The organism is Paenirhizobium naphthalenivorans (assembly GCF_007992095.1).
Lineage (GTDB): Bacteria > Pseudomonadota > Alphaproteobacteria > Rhizobiales > Rhizobiaceae > Allorhizobium > Allorhizobium naphthalenivorans.
Genome location: NZ_BJZP01000039.1, coordinates 1 through 18597, shown reverse-complemented (window position 1 = coordinate 18597; position 18597 = coordinate 1). Strand labels below are relative to the sequence as shown.

Below are 18597 nucleotides of genomic sequence, written 5' to 3'. Positions count from 1 at the left end.
GCTTTTTTTGTTTTCGGTCCGTCTTGCTTGATCGGAGACAAAGAAAAACCCGGCGATGCGAAGCATGCCGGGCAGAATGTGTGCTGAAGCGGGATTGGATGCGTGGGTCAGTTCAGGTTGAAAGCCGTGCGCAGCAGGTCGAGCTGGGCCTGGACGCTGTTTTCATTGTCCGGAACGATCGGCGCATCGGCCGGGCGGTAGATCTCGCGGTCGAGGAGGGCGATCCGGTTCTGCAGGCGCAGGGAGCGCTCGACCAGATCGCGGAAGGCTTCCGGCAGGTCGTTCCAGCCCGGAGCCGAACGGTCGACATTGAAGCCGTCGAGACGGACTTTGCTCTTTTCCGAGAGAACCTGGTCGCGGCTCATCTCGCCATTGTTGACAGCGCGCTGGAGCAGGAGCCACGACGCCATCTGCATGAGGCGGGTCGTCAGGCGCATCGATTCTGCGGCGTAGAGCACAGAAGCCATGCGAGGCAGCACCTTGGCTGCGGCGCGGCCGGAACCATCGAGATAGGCCGCGGTCTCTTCGACGAGGCCCATGCCTTCTGCATAGGTCGCCTTGAACTGCGCGGAGGCAGCGGCGCGGCCAGCAAAGCTCACAGTGTTCAGTCCGAGTTCAGACATCGGTTCACCCTTGAATTACGCATCACTTTTATTGGGCAACGGCACGGACATCATCTTGTTCCTGCCGTGTTTCATGGCCGTACGATGCTATCAATACCCCAAATGCGCAAGGCGTTTATTAAAGAAGGGTTAATTCCCACAATTTTGAATATAGGGATTCAGTGAGGCAAAAAAAAGAGCCGCAGAAGCGGCTCTCAAGGTAAAACAGGGAGAAAATCAGACCCTCACCACAACGAGCTACTGCCTGAAACCGGCAGAACCGGATGACGAGATGTTCTCCTAAAAGGCTTAATGACCGGTAAACGCAAAGGAGAAAATGCGCAGCTTTCCCGAATTGGCGAGCAAGTCTGCGGGCGTTGGCAAACTATACTTTGGGTTTGAAGAAATTATCGGCGGCCAATTTCCCGGTTTCCTTGCGGATCCGTTCCGCCTCGATTCGCTCTATCTCTGCCTGAAGCAGCATGATTCGCGCCTGCAATTCATCGGAGGAAAGGGCGGAGAGATCGCAGCCGACTTCGTGGCCGGCGGGTTTTTTCGGTTTGTCCTCGTCGAAGATCATGATGTGGCTCCTGCGGGTTGCTCGGGTATTTCCGAATCGTCCTGTTCCGGCAAGGGAGCGGAGCGCGGGTCGAGGCTGAGGCTCTCCGGCGTGCTCATCGGCGAGGCGGATACCGGCATGTTCGGCACGTTCTCGCGCTCGTCGGCCGGGATCGCTGCGCGCAAGCGGGTACGGTAGATCGCATAACCGGTCAAAAGGACGTGCGCCATGGCTGTGACGGCAAAGAGCGCGTGGGGACCGAACAGCGTCATGACCGGGCCGCCGATGGTCGGACCGATGATGGTGCCGATGCCGTAGAGCAAGAGAAGGCCGCCGGATACCTGAACGAACTCGTCGGCGCTGGCGAAGTCGTTGGCGTGTGCCACGGCGATCGGATAAAGCGCATTGGCGGCAGCGCCATAGACAGCGACCAGAATGATCATCGTCATCGGGTCATGGGGCTGGAGAATGATCAGCACGATGGCAGCAAGTGCCGCGAGGGCTGAGAGTGCGGCCAGAACGAAGCGGCGGTCGATGCGGTCGGATGCCTTGCCGGCCGGAAACTGAATGATCGCACCCACGAAAATGGTGACCGACAGCATGATGGCGATGACATTGGGTGCCATGCCTGCCCGGGAGCCGAAGACGGCGGCAAGCGTACCATAGGCACCGTTGGCGATGCCGATCATCAGGATACCGACGAAGGAGACCGGCGAGTTGTGATAGAGGCGCGGCAGATTGAGCCTGACGGATGTCAGGGGCTGCGGGGTCGCGGCCGTTGAAACGGTGGTCGGCAGGGTAGCCAGGCAGTAGAGAATGCCGCAGACCATGAAGAGAATGGTGGTGGACGGATCGACGATGCCGACCAGCATCTGGCCGCCGACGACGCCGATCAGCGTGACGGAGATGTAGAAGGAGAAGATCGTGCCGCGGCTCTCGTTGGTGGCGCGCTCGTTCAACCAGCTTTCGATGATCATCGAGGTTCCGGCGATGCAGAAGCCGGTCACTGCGCGCAGGCCCACCCACCAGTACTGATCGACCAGAATGCCGCTCAACAGAGCGATGATGGCGATCAGTGAGATGAAGCTCGAGAACGCCCGGACGTGGCCCACGCGCATGACGAGCTTGGGCGCGATCAGGCAGCCGGCGACGAAGCCTGTCGCCCAGGACGTGCCGAGCAGGCCGAGAATCTCGTTGGAATAGCCTTCAGCCGAGCCGCGCACCGGAAGCAGCAAACCATGCAGGCCATTTCCGAGAAAGAGGAAGAGCGTGCTAAGGAGCAGAGCCATTACTGGCAGGAGATTTCGTCGCATGGCTTCGCTATCGATCGGGGTTGCCGGAGATGTACCACTGACGGTGGCATTGAAACGTTACAGATTAAGGCAATGTTCCTACCGAGAGCTGAATTCAGATCGGTGCTTGCGGGAAATTCTTCTGGCGGGCAAAAGTGTCGGCGATGTGACATCGGCCGGATTCGGCATGCTGGGATTTCTCCATGACCAAGGCGATCGGCCTTCTCCTCATCCTCGCTATGGCGATCCAGGTCATCAAGCCTCTCGGGCTGCCGGGATTGCGGCGCAGAAGCGATTTCTGGAAGATCGCGTTGATTGCCTTCGCCATCTGGACCATCACACTGCTGATCCGCCCATAAGGCCTCAGAGCCTGATTTCGCCGCGCATGACCTCGATGCAACTACCTGCCACGGTGACAGCCTCAAGGGTGCCGTCGCAGGCTGTGACATTCACCTCGATGAGGCTCCGGCGGCCCATCTCGACGCCTTGCTCGACAAGCAGGCGGCGGCTGAGGGCGGTTCCGCCAAGCGTGCTCAGGTAGGCACCGAGCGCCGCCGACGCACTGCCTGTCGCGGGATCCTCCGGCACGTTATCGAGGGGGGCGAACATCCGGGCGCGGACATGATCCGTGCCGAACCAGGTGTAGAGGAATATGGCGCAGTCGCTCTGTTCGTGGGTATAGACGTCATGCAGGATCGCGAGCGGTTCGATCTTCGGCGCGGCCCGGCCGAGCGCTTCGAGGTCCTTTACCTCGGCGAGGACGAACTTGAGCCCGACGGATGCGAAGACGGGCGTATGATGCTTCGTCACGATCTCCGCTGGGGTCAGAGAAGCGCACGGCGCGAGTTCCACCGGTGAGACCGTGCTGCCGACGTGGAGAGGGCTGGGCGCGCGGATGGTGGCACCGGTGACATCTGTGCCATTTAGGATAAGCGCGACCTCGACCAGTCCCGCCTTCTCCTCGAAGCGCATGGTGGAGCCGGTCGGTCGGCCGAAGATCTCTCCGAGGCTGCCGAGCGCAAACGCCGTGCCGACATTCGGATGTCCGGCAAAGGGCACCTCGGTGACGGGCGTGAAGATGCGGATCTCGGCCGTATTGACCGGATTGCGTGGCGGTAGCACGAAGGTGGTTTCGGAATAGCCGAATTCCGTGGCTATCCGCTGCATATCGCCATCCGACAAGGCGCGCGCGTCGAGTATGACCGCCAGCGGATTGCCGGCAAAACGCGTGTCGGTAAATACGTCTACGGTGACGAACGGGACGTCTCGCATGGTTTCTCTCTTTGTCGGGTGTGTGGCCGCCGGGTTCAGCTTGCGGGTTGTCGCCATTCCGGGATCGGAAACAGGCGGTCGTAGCCCCAGTTAAAGACAAAAGCGTAGACAAGATAGAAGAGCGAAAAGGAGACGTCCATCACCAGCGCATGCCATAGGCCGATGCCGAGGTACCACGCGATGAAGGGCGCGAGGACGAGGAGAACCCCGGCCTCGAACAGCACCGCGTGCAGGACCCGGACCGGTACGGTCTTGTCGGTCCCGCCCGCAAGGCGCTGCATCGCATGGTCGAAGCCGATATTGTAGGCATAGTTCCAAAGCATGGCGATCGTCGCGCTGCCGACGCCAACGATGCCGATATCCGTGAGCGGCATGGAGAAGATCCAGGCGCCAAGCGGCGTGACAAGGATAAGGGCGAGGATTTCAAAACAGACGGCGTAGCGGATGCGGTCGCTGGTCGAGCGCATGTCAGGTCCCCTATAGGGTTGTTCGGGTCGTCCCGGTCAAATGCCCGTCGTAGGGAGAGGTCGTCCTCAGCGAAAGCGGAATATAGTCCACCGAGCGAGAAGGGCAAGGGCGGCGGAGTCTGCTCGGTGACCACGAAAAAGCCCCGCCAGCGCTGCTGACGGGGCTCGAAATACTCACGTCGAAGGGCGCTGATCAAGCTGCCTTTTCGAGTTCCTTCTTCCAGCTGCCCTTGGCAGCGAGGCTGTTCATCTGGGCGCGATGGGTGAAGGCGCGTTGACCGGCAGCGACGTTCTCCGGCTTGCCACCCCAGGCTTTCAGTGCGTCTTCCTGAAGCGCGCGGCCATAGGAATAGGTCAGGCCCCAAGGCAGGTCGTAATTGGCGTTCATGGCCGACAGGTGCGCGGTCGCTTCTTCCGACGACTGGCCGCCGGAGAGGAAGGCGATACCGGGAACGGCGGACGGAACGGTTGCCTTCAGAACGCGGACGGTCTTTTCAGCGACTTCTTCGACAGAGGCCTTGCGGGCGTTCTTGCCGTCGATGACCATGTTCGGCTTCAGGATCATGCCTTCGAGCTTGACGCGGGCGTCATAGAGGTCGTTGAACACGGTACGCAGAACGAATTCGGTGACTTCGGCACATTTGTCGATCGAGTGGGAGCCCGGCTGACCGTCCATCAGGACTTCCGGCTCGACGATCGGCACAATGCCCGCCTCCTGGCAGAGGGCGGCGTAGCGGGCCAGTGCCTGCGAGTTTGCCTTGATCGAGCCGAAGGTCGGCAGGGCGGAGGCGCCGTCGATGGCGATGACGCCGCGCCACTTGGCGAAGCGGGCGCCAGCCTTGTAGTAGCTGGCAAGGCGTTCGCGCAGACCGTCGAGGCCTTCGGTGATGGTTTCGCCCGGGAAGGCGGCCATCGGCTTGGCGCCGGTATCAACCTTGATGCCGGGCAGGGAACCGGCTGCCTTGATGATGTCGGCCAATTGGCTGCCGTCGGCGGCCTTCTGGAAGAGAGTCTCTTCGTACAGGATGACACCGGAGATGTAATTCTTCATCGCCTCGTCTGAACGGAACAGCATTTCGCGGTAATCGCGGCGGCTGGTTTCTGTCGATTCGAGGTTGATACTGTCGAAACGCTTCTTGATCGTCGAAGTCGATTCGTCGGCCGCAAGAATACCCTTGCCGTCAGCGACCATTTTCACGGCGATGTCTTCAAGACGTTCGGTCATTCCATATCTCCCAAAACTAGATGTGAGGCGGATACCAGATGTTTTGCGACAGGAAAATGGTGGTTTAAAATGTTGAAACGATTGAAATCATTTTAATCGTTTGAAAGTTTTGGAAATATCGCTCCGTGCGTGGCGATGGCGAGCCAATCGGCCCGCCATCGCTCGAAATCACTTCTCTGCGATCAGGACGGCCACGCCCGGCAGTTCCTTGCCTTCCATCCATTCGAGGAAGGCGCCACCGGCGGTCGAGACGTAGGAGAAGTCGTCGGCCACGCCGGCATGGTTGAGCGCGGAGACGGTATCACCGCCGCCGGCGACCGAGACCAGCTTGCCCTCGCGGGTGCGGGCGGCGGCATGCTTGGCGGCGGCGACGGTCGCCGCGTCGAACGGAGCAATCTCGAAAGCGCCGAGCGGGCCGTTCCACACCAGCGTCGCGGCCTTGGAGATCCAGTCGTTGATCGCCTCGATCGATTTCGGACCGACGTCGAGCACCATGGCGTCGGCCGGGATGGCGTCGATGGCAACGGTCTCGTTTTCCGCGCCGGCCTTGAACTCGCGGGCGACGACGCCGTCTACCGGCAGCACGATGGCGCAGCCGGAAGCTTCGGCCGTGGCCATGATCTGCTTGGCTGTTTCGGCAAGGTCATGCTCGCACAGCGACTTGCCGACGTTGATACCCTTGGCCGCAAGGAAGGTATTGGCCATGCCGCCGCCGATCACCAGCGCGTCAACCTTCTTCACCAGGTTGGACAGAAGGTCGATCTTGGTCGAGACTTTGGCGCCGCCGACAATCGCGACCACGGGACGGACCGGCTTGCCGAGGCCCTTTTCCAGCGCTTCGAGTTCGGCCTGCATGGTGCGGCCGGCATAGGCCGGCATGTGATGGGCGAGGCCTTCGGTTGAGGCGTGGGCACGGTGCGCGGTGGAGAACGCGTCGTTGACGAAGATGTCACCGTTCTTGGCGAGTTCTGCGACGAATTCCGGCGCGTTCTTTTCCTCGCCCTTGTGGAAACGCGTGTTTTCCAAGAGCAGGATGTCGCCGTTTTCCATCTTGGCGATGGCGTCTGTTGCCGGGGCGCCAATGCAATCCGAGGCGAAGGCGACCTGATGGTCCAGCACTTCCTCGACCGTCGGCGCGATTAACGACAACGACTGGTCGGCCACCGGTTCGCCCTTCGGCCGACCGAAGTGGGCGAGCAGGATGACCTTGGCGCCCTTGTCGGACAGTTCGCGGATGGTGGGGGCGACGCGCTCAATGCGGGTCGTATCGCTGACCTTGCCGTCAGAAACAGGAACGTTGAGGTCGACGCGCACAAGCACGCGCTTGCCCGCGATGTCGGTGAGGTCGTCGAGAGTCTTGAAAGCCGGCATGATGCTTCCCGTCGTTAAGGTGTTTCTGGAATGGGGCTGATGGGCCGGACCTTACACCGCCTGAACGATGACGCAAGGCGATCACGATTATTTTTCGGTCGCGCCGGCCTTGGCACGTTGCCGGCGCAGGTAGTCGCGGATGGCATGGGCAAGCTCGCGGATGTTGAGGAAAATAGGCAGGTTGGTGGCTGGCGCCACAGGCTCCAGCGAAACGCCGACCGAAGCGATATGTCCTGTTTCGTCGAGATCCCGGACGATCAGCACGATAGTCCCGAGGCGCACCCGATCGGCATAGTCGGCCTGCCCCCCGAGGCGTTGGGCAATCAATTCCGCGACTGTTTTCGCCCGTTCAGCCTCGGTGATGGTCAGCGGGCCATAAGCCTGATCGATGTCCTCGACCCGGGCCGTTGGCGCAATGGCGAAGGTGCCGAAGAACTCGCTATCATCCTCCCCAACCGGGGCCTTGCTGGCGAACAGGCGGTCTAGGAGTTTGGAATAGCCCGGTGCGATGAACAGGTAAACCTGATCGTTTTCCCTGAGACGTCCGGCATACTGGTAGCGCATCGACTTGCCGTCACGGATGACGAGCGAGGGCATGGCCCAGCGTGGAATGCGCTCGCCCCGCAGCACAGGGCAGTCTGCCACGACGCGGTAGGCGAGCAGTTCATGGTGGGCAGCACCGGGGAGGTCGAGTTCCAGCTTATCGATCGCACCGATGCGTGGCGGGATGATGAGGCCGAGCTTGCGGGCCACCGGCTTGATGGTCCAGCCCTGCAGTACCAGCGAGATCATCACGACGAGAAAGGCCGTGTTGAAGTAGAGTTGTCCATTTTCAAGCTTGCCGAGGATCGGCAGAATGGCGAGCAGGATCGAGACAGCGCCGCGTAGGCCGACCCAGGCGATGAAGCCGGTTTCGCGCTGGGTGAAGTCGAAGGGAAGTAGGCAGATCCACACCGCCAGCGGCCTGGCGACGAAGACAAGGAAGAGGCCGAGCAGGATGGCCGGCAACAGGATCGACGGGAACTGGGACGGTGTCGCCAGGAGGCCTAGGATGAGGAACATGACAATCTGGGCGAGCCAGGTCATACCGTCCTGAAATCGCGTGATGGCGCCGCTGGCAGGGATTTTTTTGTTGCCCGCGTAAATGCCGGCCACGTAGACAGCGAGGAACCCACTGCCGCCGACGGCACCGGTGTAGGCGAAGATCAGCAGCGCCATGGCGAGCATGAAGATCGGGGCGAGGCCGCGCTCCACCTTGATGCGCTTCAAGATGAACACGATCAGCGCGCCGCCGATCAGGCCAAGACCGAGGCCCAGTCCCATCTGCTCGACGAACAGGCGCAGCAGATCCATGTCGAAACCGGATGCGGCTTCACCGCCGGACAGCAGTTGCACGAGCGCCATGGTGAGGAAAATCGCCATGGGATCGTTGGTGCCCGACTCGACTTCCAGTGTGGAGCGGACGCGGTCGCGGATGTTGATGCCGCCGATGCGCAGCAGGAAGAAGACCGCCGCCGCGTCGGTCGAGGCGACGATAGAGCCGAGCAGGAGCCCCTCGAGCAATGAGAAGTCAAGCAGGAGATGAGCCATCAAGCCGAAGAGACCGGCCGTTAGCAGCACGCCGCCTGTCGCCAGCGTCAATGCGGGGATGGCTGACAGTTTGAATGACTGCAAGGATGTGCCGTAGCCGGAATCGAAAAGGATGACGGCAAGTGCGATCGAGCCCAGTTCGTAAGCGAAGGCGTTGTCGGAAAACTCGATGCCGAGACCGTCGACGCCGGTCACAAGGCCGATAAGCAGGAAGAGAAGAAGCAGTGGGGCGCCAAAGCGGAAGGCGATCAGGCTCGAGAATGCGGCGAGCAGGACCAGTGCCGTTGCCACCAGTGTTATGGCATAAAACTCGTGCACTCTCTCGCCCCTCTCATCAACCGCGCCGTCGCCCGGCCAATCGGGTCAGGTCATACCACGGGCGCGGCTCGACGCGGTGTCGGCGATGCTTTCGTCCCAGACGCGCGGTCGGTGACGGAGGTGGAATGATCTGGCAGGACTGCCGGAAGACGAGATGGAAATTTATCGCCTTCAATCGTGATCAGAGTAGGGCGGAATTAAAAAATTTAAAAGGCGGGCCGGTTGCCCGGTCCGCCTTTTATTCAATGAATATCTAACTTTATTGGCTTAGATGAACTTCGCCATGGCAACTGCGGTGTCGGCCATGCGGTTGGAGAAGCCCCACTCATTGTCGTACCAGGTCAGGATACGCACGAGATTGCCTTCCATGACTTTGGTCTGGTCGCCGGAGAAGGTCGACGAATGGCTGTCGTGGTTGAAGTCGATCGAAACCAGCGGCTCCTCGGTATAGCCGAGAATGCCCTTCAGTTCGCCTTCGGCCGCGGCCTTGATGGCGGCGTTGACTTCGTCCTTGGTGACGTTGCGCGACGGGATGAACTTCAGGTCGACGACAGAGACGTTCGGGGTCGGAACGCGGATCGCCGAACCATCGAGCTTGCCCTTCAGTTCCGGCAGCACGAGGCCGACAGCCTTGGCGGCGCCGGTCGAGGTCGGGATCATCGACAGAGCTGCGGCGCGGGCGCGGTGCAGGTCCTTGTGCATGGTGTCGAGGGTCGGCTGATCACCCGTGTAGGAGTGGATCGTGGTCATGTAGCCCTTCTCGATGCCGAAGGTCTTCTGAAGGACGTAGGCCACCGGAGCGAGGCAGTTGGTGGTGCACGATGCGTTCGACACGACCAAGTCGTCCTTGGTCAGCGTGTTATGGTTGACGCCGAAGACGATGGTCTTGTCGGCACCGTCGGCGGGGGCCGAAACGAGAACGCGCTTGGAGCCGTTCGACAGGTGGAGGGAGGCCTTTTCCTTGGCAGTGAAAATGCCGGTGCACTCCATGGCGATGTCAACGTCGGCCCAGGGGAGTTCCTTCGGATCCTTGATGGCGGTGACCTTGATCGGCTTGCCTCCGGCGATGATGATCGAGTCGCCTTCGACCTTCACCGTGGCCGGGAAACGGCCGTGAACGCTGTCGTAGCGCAGCAGGTGGGCATTGGTCTCGACCGGGCCGAGATCGTTGATCGCCACGACCTCGATGTCGGTGCGGCCGGATTCGACGATCGCGCGAAGGACGTTACGTCCGATGCGGCCGAAGCCGTTGATGGCAACTTTCACAGTCATTTTGTTCACTCCCGCGTTTAAATCAGAGCTTTAGATTAAGGGAAGAATGGGCGTCGGGGAACGCCCATGCGACAATTCGACCAGTCAGGCGAGCTTCGCCTCGGCGGCGGCGACGACCGCTTCCGGGGTGATGCCGAAATGCTGGTAGAGCTCCTTGTACGGAGCGGATGCGCCGAAGGACTTCATGCCGATAAAGGTGCCGTCGGAACCGATAAGGCTGTCCCAACCCTGACGGATGCCGGCCTCTACTCCGATGTTGACGGGGGCCGAGCCAATGATGGCGCCGCGATAGGCTTCCGGCTGCTCGAAGAACAGCTCGAAGCACGGCACGGAAACGACGCGGGCGGAAATGCCCTTCTGGGTCAGCATCTGCTGAGCCTTGAGGGCGATCTCGACTTCCGAACCGGAGGCAAAGATCGAGACCTGGGCGTCGCTTGCCGAGACCAGTTCGTAGGCACCGAAGCTGCAGAGGTTCTTTTCTTCGTAGTCGGTGCGCGCGGCAATCAGGTTCTGACGGGTCAGCGCGATCCCGGACGGACGGTTCTTGTGCTCAAGCGCGATCTGCCAGCATTCAGCCGTTTCGGTCGCATCCGCCGGACGGAACATCATCAGGTTCGGAATGGCGCGCAGTGCCGCCATGTGCTCGACCGGCTGGTGGGTCGGGCCGTCTTCGCCAAGACCGATCGAATCGTGGGTCAGCACGTGGATGACGCGGATCCCCATCAGTGCGGCGAGGCGGATCGACGGACGGCAATAGTCCGAGAAGATCAGGAAGCCGCCGGAATAGGGGATCAGGCCGCCATGCAGCGCGATGCCGTTCATGGCGGCTGCCATGCCATGCTCGCGGATGCCGTAGTGAATATAACGACCGGAGAAATCGTCCGGGGTGATCGACTTGGTCTGGCTCGTCTTGGTATTGTTGGAGCCGGTCAGGTCGGCCGAGCCGCCGATCGTTTCCGTCAGCACGCCGTTGATGATTTCAAGGGCATCCTCGGAGGCCTTGCGGGTCGCAACTGTCGGCTTGGTTTCCGCGAGCTTCTTCTTGTAATCGTCAATCGCCGTGGAGAAGTTGCCCGGCAGGTCGCCGGCGAAGCGACGGGTGAACTCGGCCTTCTTGTCCGCTGCCGTGGCGGCAAGGCGGGCTTCCCAGTCCTTGTGGGTCTTGGTCGAGCGCAGGCCGGCCAGACGCCAGGCGTCGAGCACATCGGCGGGAACCACGAAGGCTTCCTCTTCCCAGCCGAGCGCCTTGCGGGTGGCTGCGATTTCTTCGGCGCCGAGCGGCGAGCCGTGGACCTTGTGAGTGCCGGCCTTGTTTGGAGAGCCAAAGCCGATGACCGTCTTGCAGGCGATCATGGTCGGCTTGTCCGACTTCTGGGCGGTCTCGATGGCGGCGGCGATCGCTTCTGGATTATGACCGTCGACCGAAAGTGTGTTCCAGCCGGAAGCGCGGAAGCGGGCGTGCTGATCAGTGGAGTCGGCCAGCGAGATCGCGCCGTCGATCGAGATGCCGTTGTCGTCCCACAGAACGATCAGCTTGTTGAGCTTCAGGTGTCCGGCCAACGAGATGGCTTCCTGGCTGATGCCTTCCATCAGGCAGCCGTCACCGACCAGCGTATAGGTATAGTGGCTCATCAGATCCGAGCCGAATTCATTGGCCAGCTTCTTCTCGGCGATCGCCATGCCGACGGCATTGGCGATACCCTGACCGAGCGGACCGGTGGTGGTCTCGATGCCGGAGGCGTGTCCATATTCCGGATGTCCCGCCGTCTTGGCGCCCATCTGGCGGAACTGCTTGATGTCCTCGATGGTCATGTCCTCGTAGCCCGTCAGATAGAGCAGGGCGTAGAGCAGCATCGAACCATGGCCGGCCGATAGGACAAAACGGTCGCGGTCGGGCCACAGCGGGTTCTTCGGATCAAAAGTCAGATAGCGGCTAAAGAGAACGGTCGCGACATCGGCGCAGCCCATCGGCATGCCGGGGTGGCCGGAATTGGCCTTTTCCACAGCGTCTATGGCGAGGAAGCGGATCGCATTGGCCATCCGGTTGTGTTTTTCGGGAGAGATCATGGCTGTTCCGCTGGTTCCGGGTCTCAAGGGACGGCCCCGCTGGGCGGGTCCGTCTGAAAGCGGCTGATCCATAGCAGGTGAATCGCGCGAGTCAATAAATGCCGGGTGTTCTGGCCTTTTGTTGCGCGATAAATCATGCTTTTGTCTATTTTGTGTGCACTGCATTGGAGCGCCGCGAAATGGGCAGGCCAAGAGCGTCGTCCACAGGATTGGCGCTGGGCTCTTGCCCGGCATTTATTGACGGGTGGCAATCGGGGGGCTTACTGTCCATCATCAACGCAGCAGGTCTTCAGGGTCGATTCGAGCGGCCTCCTGTGCAAAGCCGGAACAGGAACATGCCGACAGGGAATTCGGTTGAAGCGGCGCTCGGCGCGCTCAGGCAGGCGGTTGCCGGACTTGAGAACGCGATTGACATGCGCATCGAGGTGCAGCGAGAAAGCGGCGAGGTCGAGGGCGAGGTGCGCCGCGTGCATGCCGATCGCTCGCGGCTTGCCCAGGAACTCGATCAATCGGAATTCCGGGCAAACCGTCTTGAAGAGGTCAACCGTGAGGTTTCGCGGCGGCTGGTGACGGCCATGGAGACGATCCGGGCGGTTCTCGACCGCTAGGATCAGAGCAATGCGAAGGCGCCGGGTGGCGGCACTTGGGAAGATTGATGGCACAGGTCACGGTTACGATCGACGGAAAAGCCTATCGCATGGCCTGCGAGGAGGGCCAGGAAGGCCATCTGATCGATCTTGCCACGCAGTTCGACCGTTATGTCAACCATCTCAAGGCCCAGTTCGGAGAGATTGGCGACTTGAGGCTGACGGTCATGGCCGGCATCATGGTGATGGATGAGTTGTCCGAAATAAAGCGGCGCGTCGCCTCCATGGAGAAAGAGCTTGCATCGTTTCGCGAGGGGCGTGATGGAGCGCTCGAGGGCGCGCAGCGGCGCGAGGAGATGTTGACGACGGCGCTCGGCGAACTGACCGAACGGCTGAACGGAATTACGCGCAAGCTGACCGCAAAGCCCGCCTCGAACGCTCACTCGGAGCATTGAGAAGGCCCGTTCGGATCTATTTACGAATGAACGGTGGCGGCCTCTGGTGTACGGCGTGATTTGGCCCTATATCTGACTTGCGATCTGCGCCTCTCGACAGGAACCACAATCCCTGGGGCCATACTCGATCCAAAGGGAGCTGTCCCTGGCCAGGCCCGTGGGCTTGGACATATGGCGCCCACCTACGTTTGTAGGCACCCAGGATCGTAAACCTCCATCGGTTGCCGCGGATCGCACTTTCCGCTTCCCATACAAATCGGCTGGCCTTCGGAGGCGGAAGGGCAACATCCGTCGCACCACGCCCAATGACAACCGGTGAGGCGGTTATTTGAACGCCCGATCGAAGCCGGCGCCGCGGACCATGGCCCTCTTCATATGCGAGAAGGTGTCAAAACCGGCCTTGCTCGTGACAGGTGGCCATGCCGCTATCGCCAATGCCGCCGAGCGGTCGTAGAGGCTCGGCATTCATCGCGCGCTCCTCCCCTGTCGGCCGACTTATCGAACCGCGCACTCGCTGTCACGAATTGGCATGCAAATCCCTCCTGTGTTCTCAGGCCGGTCGCCGCGCGAGCGCCAGCATCGCGCCAAAAGCGATCATCATGCCGCCGCTCAGGCGGTTCATCCAGGAGAAAGCCTTGGAGTTTGTGGCGAAGCGGCCGAGATGGCTGCCGATCAGGGAATAGATGGCGATTGCGGCCAGTTCCAGCAGCAGGAAGATCACGCCGAGCAGGGCGAAGCTTGCCGCATAGTCGTTACGGTCGATGAACTGTGGAAAGAAGGCGGTGAAGATCAGGATCGCCTTGGGATTGCCGATGGCCACCCAGAACTCCTGTCGTGCCAGAACGGACAAGCTGCGCACGGGACGCGTCGCCTCGACCGCGCCGAGCTTCGGGCCACCGGCTCTCAGAAGCTTGATGCCGAGCCAGACGAGATAGGCGGCACCTGCCCATTTGACTGCCGAGAAGGCCAGTTCCGAAGCGATCAACAGGGCGCCCAGACCGAGCGCGGTCACAGCGATCATGATGGCAAAGGCGACAAGCCGTCCGAGCGATGCCGCCAACGCGATGCCGATCCCGCCGCGCATGGCATTGGTCAGCGAAAGCAGGTTGTTTGGTCCGAAGGCCATGTTGAGGGCGAAACAGGCGGGGATGAACCAGAGAATTGTGTGCAGGGACATGTTGCGACCAAGGATAGGGGGGCTTTGCAGCGACGACATTATCGGGTCGGTTTGCTTTCGACAATTGCAGCGGCGGCGTTGGCTGTGGAATCAGGAATACCGCGGCTCGCAAGCGACAACCGGCACGATTCGCCATACGAGATTGTTCGCTCTCTTTGACTGCCCCGGTTTTGGTGTCCGTACTCAGAAGTACCGCAGCGTAATGCGGCTTTGAAAAAATGATCCGTCTCGGATAACCTCCGCCGAGCTCTGGGGAAACGATTAGATAATGACTATCAAGGACATCAAGGCCGGCTTGCGGAATGAACGTCTGGCCGTTAGGGACCTGCTTTCGGCCGAGCGCCGCATCGAGTTCAGTCTTGCTATCGCCGACCACGGCGGCGATGCCATCACGTTCGATCCGGGTACGGTGATCTCCGGTTTTCTGCCGATCCGCTCGGAAGCCGATATTCGACCGCTCATGGCCCGGCTCAGGGCGCGCGGCGCGCGGCTCTGCCTGCCGATCGTCCAGGACAGGGCGACCATCATCTTTCGTGAGCTGCTGCCCGGTGCCGAGTTGATCGACACGGGTTTCGGTACGCGTGGTCCGGGGCCGGAAGCAGCCGTGCTCGATCCCGAAATCCTGCTTGTACCGTTGTCGGCTTTCGACTCACGGGGGGATCGCATCGGCTATGGGGCCGGCCATTATGACCGCGCAATCGCTCGATTAGTGCAAAAAGGCCGGGAGCCTAGGCTGATCGGCATTGCATTCGACTGCCAGGAGGTGGCAGAAGTGCCCACGGAACCGCACGATGTCCGGCTGCAAGCCATCCTGACCGAAAGCGGGCTCAGGCAATTCTGACGGCGATTGGACAGGTAGAATGCGGCTTCTTTTTCTCGGTGATATGGTTGGCAAAACGGGGCGTACCGCGGTTTGGCAGCGTCTGCCCGGCCTGATCTCCGATCTGAAGCTCGATTTCGTCATCGTCAACGGCGAAAATGCGGCCGGCGGCTTCGGCATTACCGAGGACATCTTCCTCGAGACGATCAATGCTGGCGCCGACGTTGTGACCACCGGCAATCACGTCTGGGACCAGAAGGAGGCCGTCAGCTTCTGCGAGCGGCACGACCAGTTCCTGCGGCCCGCCAATTATCCGGCTGGCACTCCGGGCAAGGGGTCCGGCATCTTCTATGCCCGCAACGGCGCGCGCATTCTCGTTGCCAACATCATGGGCCGGGTGTTCATGCACCCGGAACTCGATGATCCCTTCAAGTCGGCGGAAGCGATCCTGGACGCGTGCCCGCTCAAGGAGCAGGCCGACGCGGTTGTCTTCGACTTTCATGCCGAGGCGACCAGCGAGAAACAGTGTTTTGGCCATTTCGTCGACGGTCGCGCCAGCTTTGTGGTCGGCACGCACACCCATGTGCCGACGGCCGACCACCAGATCCTCAACGGAGGCACGGCCTATATGTCGGATGCCGGCATGTGCGGCGATTACGATTCCTCGCTCGGAATGGAAAAGGAAGAACCGCTCAACCGCTTCATCTCGAAAATGCCGAAGGGCCGTTTCGAGGCCGCTCATGGCCCCGCGACCATCTGCGGGGTGGGTGTGGAGATTTCGGACCGCACCGGCTTGGCTGAGAAGATCGCACCGCTTCGTCTGGGTGCGCGGCTGGCGGAAACGCTGCCGGAGTTCTGGCGCTGACAAGGCCCGACAGAACGCGCCGGACCAATTCCGTAAAATGTTAATTAACCGAAGGGTACTAATTACTGCCTGTTAGGGAGTGTGGTTACTATATCCTTTCTCCTTGAGCGATCGCATTTGGAGGAGGATATTTTGACCGCCGTTGCCCAAGTCCTGTTTGAGGAAACCCCTGTTGGTTCGGACGATCTGCTGAGCTGTGTTGAGGCCGCTGTGCGGGATGATTTCAGCCGTGAACCGATTGGCAGCGATGCACTGTCGCGGGCGGTCGCAGCACTGATCCGGCGTTGCCGGGAGCGCACCTTGGCCGAATTGGACGACGTGGTGAAAATGTCCGTCAGCGTCAACGAGACGGCCAGCATGTCGGCCCATCTGCTCTACGACCTTCGGCAGGTTGACGAGGAGTCGCAAGGCATTGCCTCAGCGGCGGAGAAAATGGCTGCGACCGTCGACGAGGTGGCGCAGCATGGTCAGGCGATTGTGCAAAGGGCTCGCCGCGCCGGTGAGACCTGTGAGGCAAGTACGCGGGCACTCAGCGAGACCGGCGAACGCATGCAGGCGATCAATGGCGCTTTGGCCGAGACCAGCGAACGGATCGGGACGATCCAGGAGCTTGGCACCAGCATTTCGGCGATTGCCTCCAATATCAAGAAGATCGCGTCGCAAACCAACATGCTGGCGATCAACGCCGCCGTGGAGGCGGCCCGCGCCGGCGAGGCCGGCCGGGGCTTCGCTGTCGTGGCAGCGGAAGTCAAAGCACTGTCCGACCGAACAGCCAATGCCACGCTGGAGATCGGCAATATCGTCGGCAAGCTCGACAGCGGCCTGCTCGCCATGGTCGGATCGGTGACGTCCAGCCGCGAGTCCGCAGAAAAGGGAGCGCAGTCGCTCGATACATTGCGCGCTGCCCTGTCGGTGGCTTCCAAGGAACTCGACAACGTCATCTCCAACGCGGACCACATTGCCGTTGCGCTCGATCAGCAAAGGGACGCGTCACGGAGTGTCGCGACCGGGATCGGTACTGTGGCGATGAGTACGGTCAAAGCGACAGGTGAGCTGGAGAACCTGGTCGGCTCGATGGAACAGGCGCAGGGTGGACTGAATTCGCGGCTTAAATTCCTTGCCGGCACCACGGTGCCTGGCAAGATCGTCAAGCTCTCGCAGTCCGACCATGTCATTTGGAAACGTCGCCTTGCCAATATGATCATTGGCCGGGAAGGGTTGAAAGCCAACGAACTGGCCGACCATCACACCTGTCGGCTGGGGAAATGGTATGACGGATGCCGGCACACAGCGCTTGGATCGGATTCCGGATTCGTCGCTCTGGAGGAGCCGCATGCGCGGGTTCACAGTCATGGCATCGAAGCGGTGCGCCGTTATAATGGCGGTGATATTCGAGGGGCTCTGCGGGAGCTTGAATGCGTGGAAGTCGCATCCCGCGAGGTGTTGGCCGGGTTGCAGCAGCTTGAACGCCACGCGAACGACTAAGGGTTGCCAAGCGGCGCCCGGCATGAAGTCGGGCCGGTTTTTCGCGGCTTCATCGAGCTCAAACAAGAAAACGCCCGGCCGGGAGCGGGCGTTTGATCTGCTGATTTTCGCCGGATCAGCCAAAAAGGTCGCCTTGGAATGAACCCGACATCCGGGCGTGTGGCCGGCGAGCTTGGCCTTGGCGATTTCCCTGCCGAACTCCAAAGGATTGTCGGTGGATGTCCAGGCCAGGTGACGTTGTACCGCTCAATCGTTGCCGCATCTGGGTGGTGGCAGCAAGGATCGGGTGACGGCTTATCGCGGCAGTCCCCTTGAATAGGGCCGGTTTCGCCCGTATAAGGCGCCCATTCCTTACAAATAGACCTGATCAGGGGTGCCATGGCTGGCCATTCACAGTTTAAAAACATCATGCACCGCAAGGGAAAACAGGATTCCGTGCGGTCGAAAATGTTCTCCAAGCTCGCGCGCGAGATCACCGTCGCGGCCAAGACCGGCTTGCCCGATGTGAACATGAACGCACGCCTGCGCCTGGCGGTCCAGAACGCCAAGGCCCAGTCGATGCCGAAGGACAACATCGAGCGCGCCATCAAGAAGGCGGCGGGTGCCGATGGGGATAATTACGAAGAGATCCGCTACGAGGGCTACGGTCCCGGCGGCGTCGCCGTCATCGTCGAGACGCTGACCGACAACCGCAACCGCACCGCATCGGTGGTCCGCTCGACCTTTACCAAAGCCGGCGGCGCGCTCGGCGAAACCGGTTCGGTGTCCTTCTCTTTCGACCGCGTCGGCGAAATCACCTACAAGGTCTCGGCGGGTGATGCCGACAAGGTCATGGAAGCCGCGATCGAGGCCGGCGCCGAAGACGTCACCAGCGACGAGGACGGCCACACGATCATCTGTGGCTTCGAGGACATGAACGAAGTGTCCAAGGCGCTCGAAGCGGTTCTCGGTGAAGCCGAGAGCGTCAAGGCGATCTGGAAGCCGCAGAACACCGTGCCGGTCGATGAAGACAAGGCGCAGTCTCTGATGAAGCTCATCGACACGCTGGAAGACGATGACGACGTACAGAACGTCTATTCGAACTTTGAAGTGTCGGACGAAGTCATGGCCAAGCTCTCGGCCTGATCCTACCAGACCAAGTCAATTGAAAAGCCCGGTCATCAGATGACCGGG

Annotated in this window: 18 protein-coding genes and 1 other RNA gene; 8 read left to right on the top strand and 11 right to left on the bottom strand. The window is 61.0% G+C overall.

Annotated elements, in window-relative coordinates:
* Positions 1 to 107: 107 nt before the first annotated feature.
* From rcdA to RNA01_RS21715, 3 genes are all read right to left on the bottom strand, one after another.
* Positions 108 to 623, bottom strand: coding sequence for a protease adaptor protein RcdA (gene rcdA, locus RNA01_RS21725; protein ID WP_147182218.1), 516 nt, complete (start codon positions 621 to 623; stop codon positions 108 to 110).
* Positions 624 to 987: 364 nt separating this feature from the next.
* Positions 988 to 1182 (bottom strand): DUF1192 domain-containing protein, encoded by a 195-nt coding sequence (locus RNA01_RS21720; protein ID WP_284727960.1) that lies wholly within the window; start codon positions 1180 to 1182, stop codon positions 988 to 990.
* Entirely contained in the window at positions 1179 to 2474 is a 1296-nt protein-coding gene (locus tag RNA01_RS21715; RefSeq protein WP_147182216.1) for an MFS transporter, read from the bottom strand. Before RNA01_RS21715 ends, RNA01_RS21720 begins: the two co-directional genes overlap by 4 nt.
* 182 nt (positions 2475 to 2656) lie before the next feature.
* Here RNA01_RS21715 and RNA01_RS23790 point away from each other — a divergent pair, with 182 nt between their 5' ends.
* Complete coding sequence (locus tag RNA01_RS23790; RefSeq protein ID WP_170253599.1) at positions 2657 to 2812, top strand: hypothetical protein; 156 nt, start codon at positions 2657 to 2659, stop codon at positions 2810 to 2812.
* A 4-nt stretch (positions 2813 to 2816) separates the two neighbouring features.
* Here the strand turns inward: RNA01_RS23790 and RNA01_RS21710 are convergent, their stop codons facing one another.
* From RNA01_RS21710 to tkt, 7 genes are all read right to left on the bottom strand, one after another.
* Complete coding sequence (locus RNA01_RS21710) at positions 2817 to 3725, bottom strand: PhzF family phenazine biosynthesis protein (protein WP_147182215.1); 909 nt, start codon at positions 3723 to 3725, stop codon at positions 2817 to 2819.
* 35 nt (positions 3726 to 3760) lie between these two features.
* On the bottom strand, positions 3761 to 4192 hold the full coding sequence (locus RNA01_RS21705) for a PACE efflux transporter (protein ID WP_147182214.1): 432 nt from the start codon (positions 4190 to 4192) through the stop codon (positions 3761 to 3763).
* Between the two features lie 193 nt (positions 4193 to 4385).
* Complete coding sequence (locus RNA01_RS21700; protein WP_147182213.1) at positions 4386 to 5417, bottom strand: class I fructose-bisphosphate aldolase; 1032 nt, start codon at positions 5415 to 5417, stop codon at positions 4386 to 4388.
* 168 nt (positions 5418 to 5585) lie between these two features.
* Positions 5586 to 6788, bottom strand: coding sequence for a phosphoglycerate kinase (locus RNA01_RS21695; RefSeq protein ID WP_147182212.1), 1203 nt, complete (start codon positions 6786 to 6788; stop codon positions 5586 to 5588).
* Positions 6789 to 6875: 87 nt separating this feature from the next.
* On the bottom strand, positions 6876 to 8696 hold the full coding sequence (locus RNA01_RS21690) for a potassium/proton antiporter (RefSeq protein ID WP_147182211.1): 1821 nt from the start codon (positions 8694 to 8696) through the stop codon (positions 6876 to 6878).
* 267 nt (positions 8697 to 8963) lie between these two features.
* Positions 8964 to 9968, bottom strand: a complete 1005-nt coding sequence (gene gap, locus RNA01_RS21685) for a type I glyceraldehyde-3-phosphate dehydrogenase (RefSeq protein ID WP_147182210.1) — start codon at positions 9966 to 9968, stop codon at positions 8964 to 8966.
* 84 nt (positions 9969 to 10052) lie between these two features.
* Entirely contained in the window at positions 10053 to 12035 is a 1983-nt protein-coding gene (gene tkt, locus RNA01_RS21680) for a transketolase (protein WP_147182209.1), read from the bottom strand.
* 335 nt (positions 12036 to 12370) lie between these two features.
* On the opposite strand from tkt, the gene RNA01_RS21675 reads away from it, so the two are divergent.
* The 3 genes from RNA01_RS21675 to ssrS all read left to right on the top strand — a co-directional run bounded on the left by RNA01_RS21675 (position 12371) and on the right by ssrS (position 13314).
* Entirely contained in the window at positions 12371 to 12643 is a 273-nt protein-coding gene (locus RNA01_RS21675) for a DUF4164 domain-containing protein (RefSeq protein ID WP_147182208.1), read from the top strand.
* Positions 12644 to 12690: 47 nt separating this feature from the next.
* Complete coding sequence (locus RNA01_RS21670) at positions 12691 to 13077, top strand: cell division protein ZapA (RefSeq protein ID WP_147182207.1); 387 nt, start codon at positions 12691 to 12693, stop codon at positions 13075 to 13077.
* Positions 13078 to 13155: 78 nt separating this feature from the next.
* A non-coding RNA gene (gene ssrS / locus RNA01_RS21665) (6S RNA) lies at positions 13156 to 13314 on the top strand.
* 313 nt (positions 13315 to 13627) lie between these two features.
* Here the strand turns inward: ssrS and RNA01_RS21660 are convergent.
* Positions 13628 to 14254: a LysE family translocator gene (locus tag RNA01_RS21660; RefSeq protein ID WP_147182206.1), complete on the bottom strand. Its 627-nt coding sequence runs from the start codon at positions 14252 to 14254 to the stop codon at positions 13628 to 13630.
* Between the two features lie 268 nt (positions 14255 to 14522).
* On the opposite strand from RNA01_RS21660, the gene RNA01_RS21655 reads away from it, so the two are divergent.
* From RNA01_RS21655 to RNA01_RS21640, 4 genes are all read left to right on the top strand, one after another.
* Positions 14523 to 15095, top strand: a complete 573-nt coding sequence (locus RNA01_RS21655) for a 5-formyltetrahydrofolate cyclo-ligase (protein WP_147182205.1) — start codon at positions 14523 to 14525, stop codon at positions 15093 to 15095.
* Between the two features lie 19 nt (positions 15096 to 15114).
* A complete protein-coding gene (locus tag RNA01_RS21650) occupies positions 15115 to 15939 on the top strand; it encodes a TIGR00282 family metallophosphoesterase (RefSeq protein ID WP_147182204.1) in 825 nt (274 codons plus the stop codon).
* Between the two features lie 132 nt (positions 15940 to 16071).
* The gene (locus tag RNA01_RS21645) at positions 16072 to 17424 is read left to right on the top strand and encodes a methyl-accepting chemotaxis protein (RefSeq protein ID WP_147182203.1); all 1353 of its coding nucleotides are present in this window, start codon (positions 16072 to 16074) and stop codon (positions 17422 to 17424) included.
* A gap of 378 nt (positions 17425 to 17802) precedes the next feature.
* Positions 17803 to 18549, top strand: coding sequence for a YebC/PmpR family DNA-binding transcriptional regulator (locus tag RNA01_RS21640; protein WP_147182202.1), 747 nt, complete (start codon positions 17803 to 17805; stop codon positions 18547 to 18549).
* Positions 18550 to 18597: the final 48 nt, after the last annotated feature.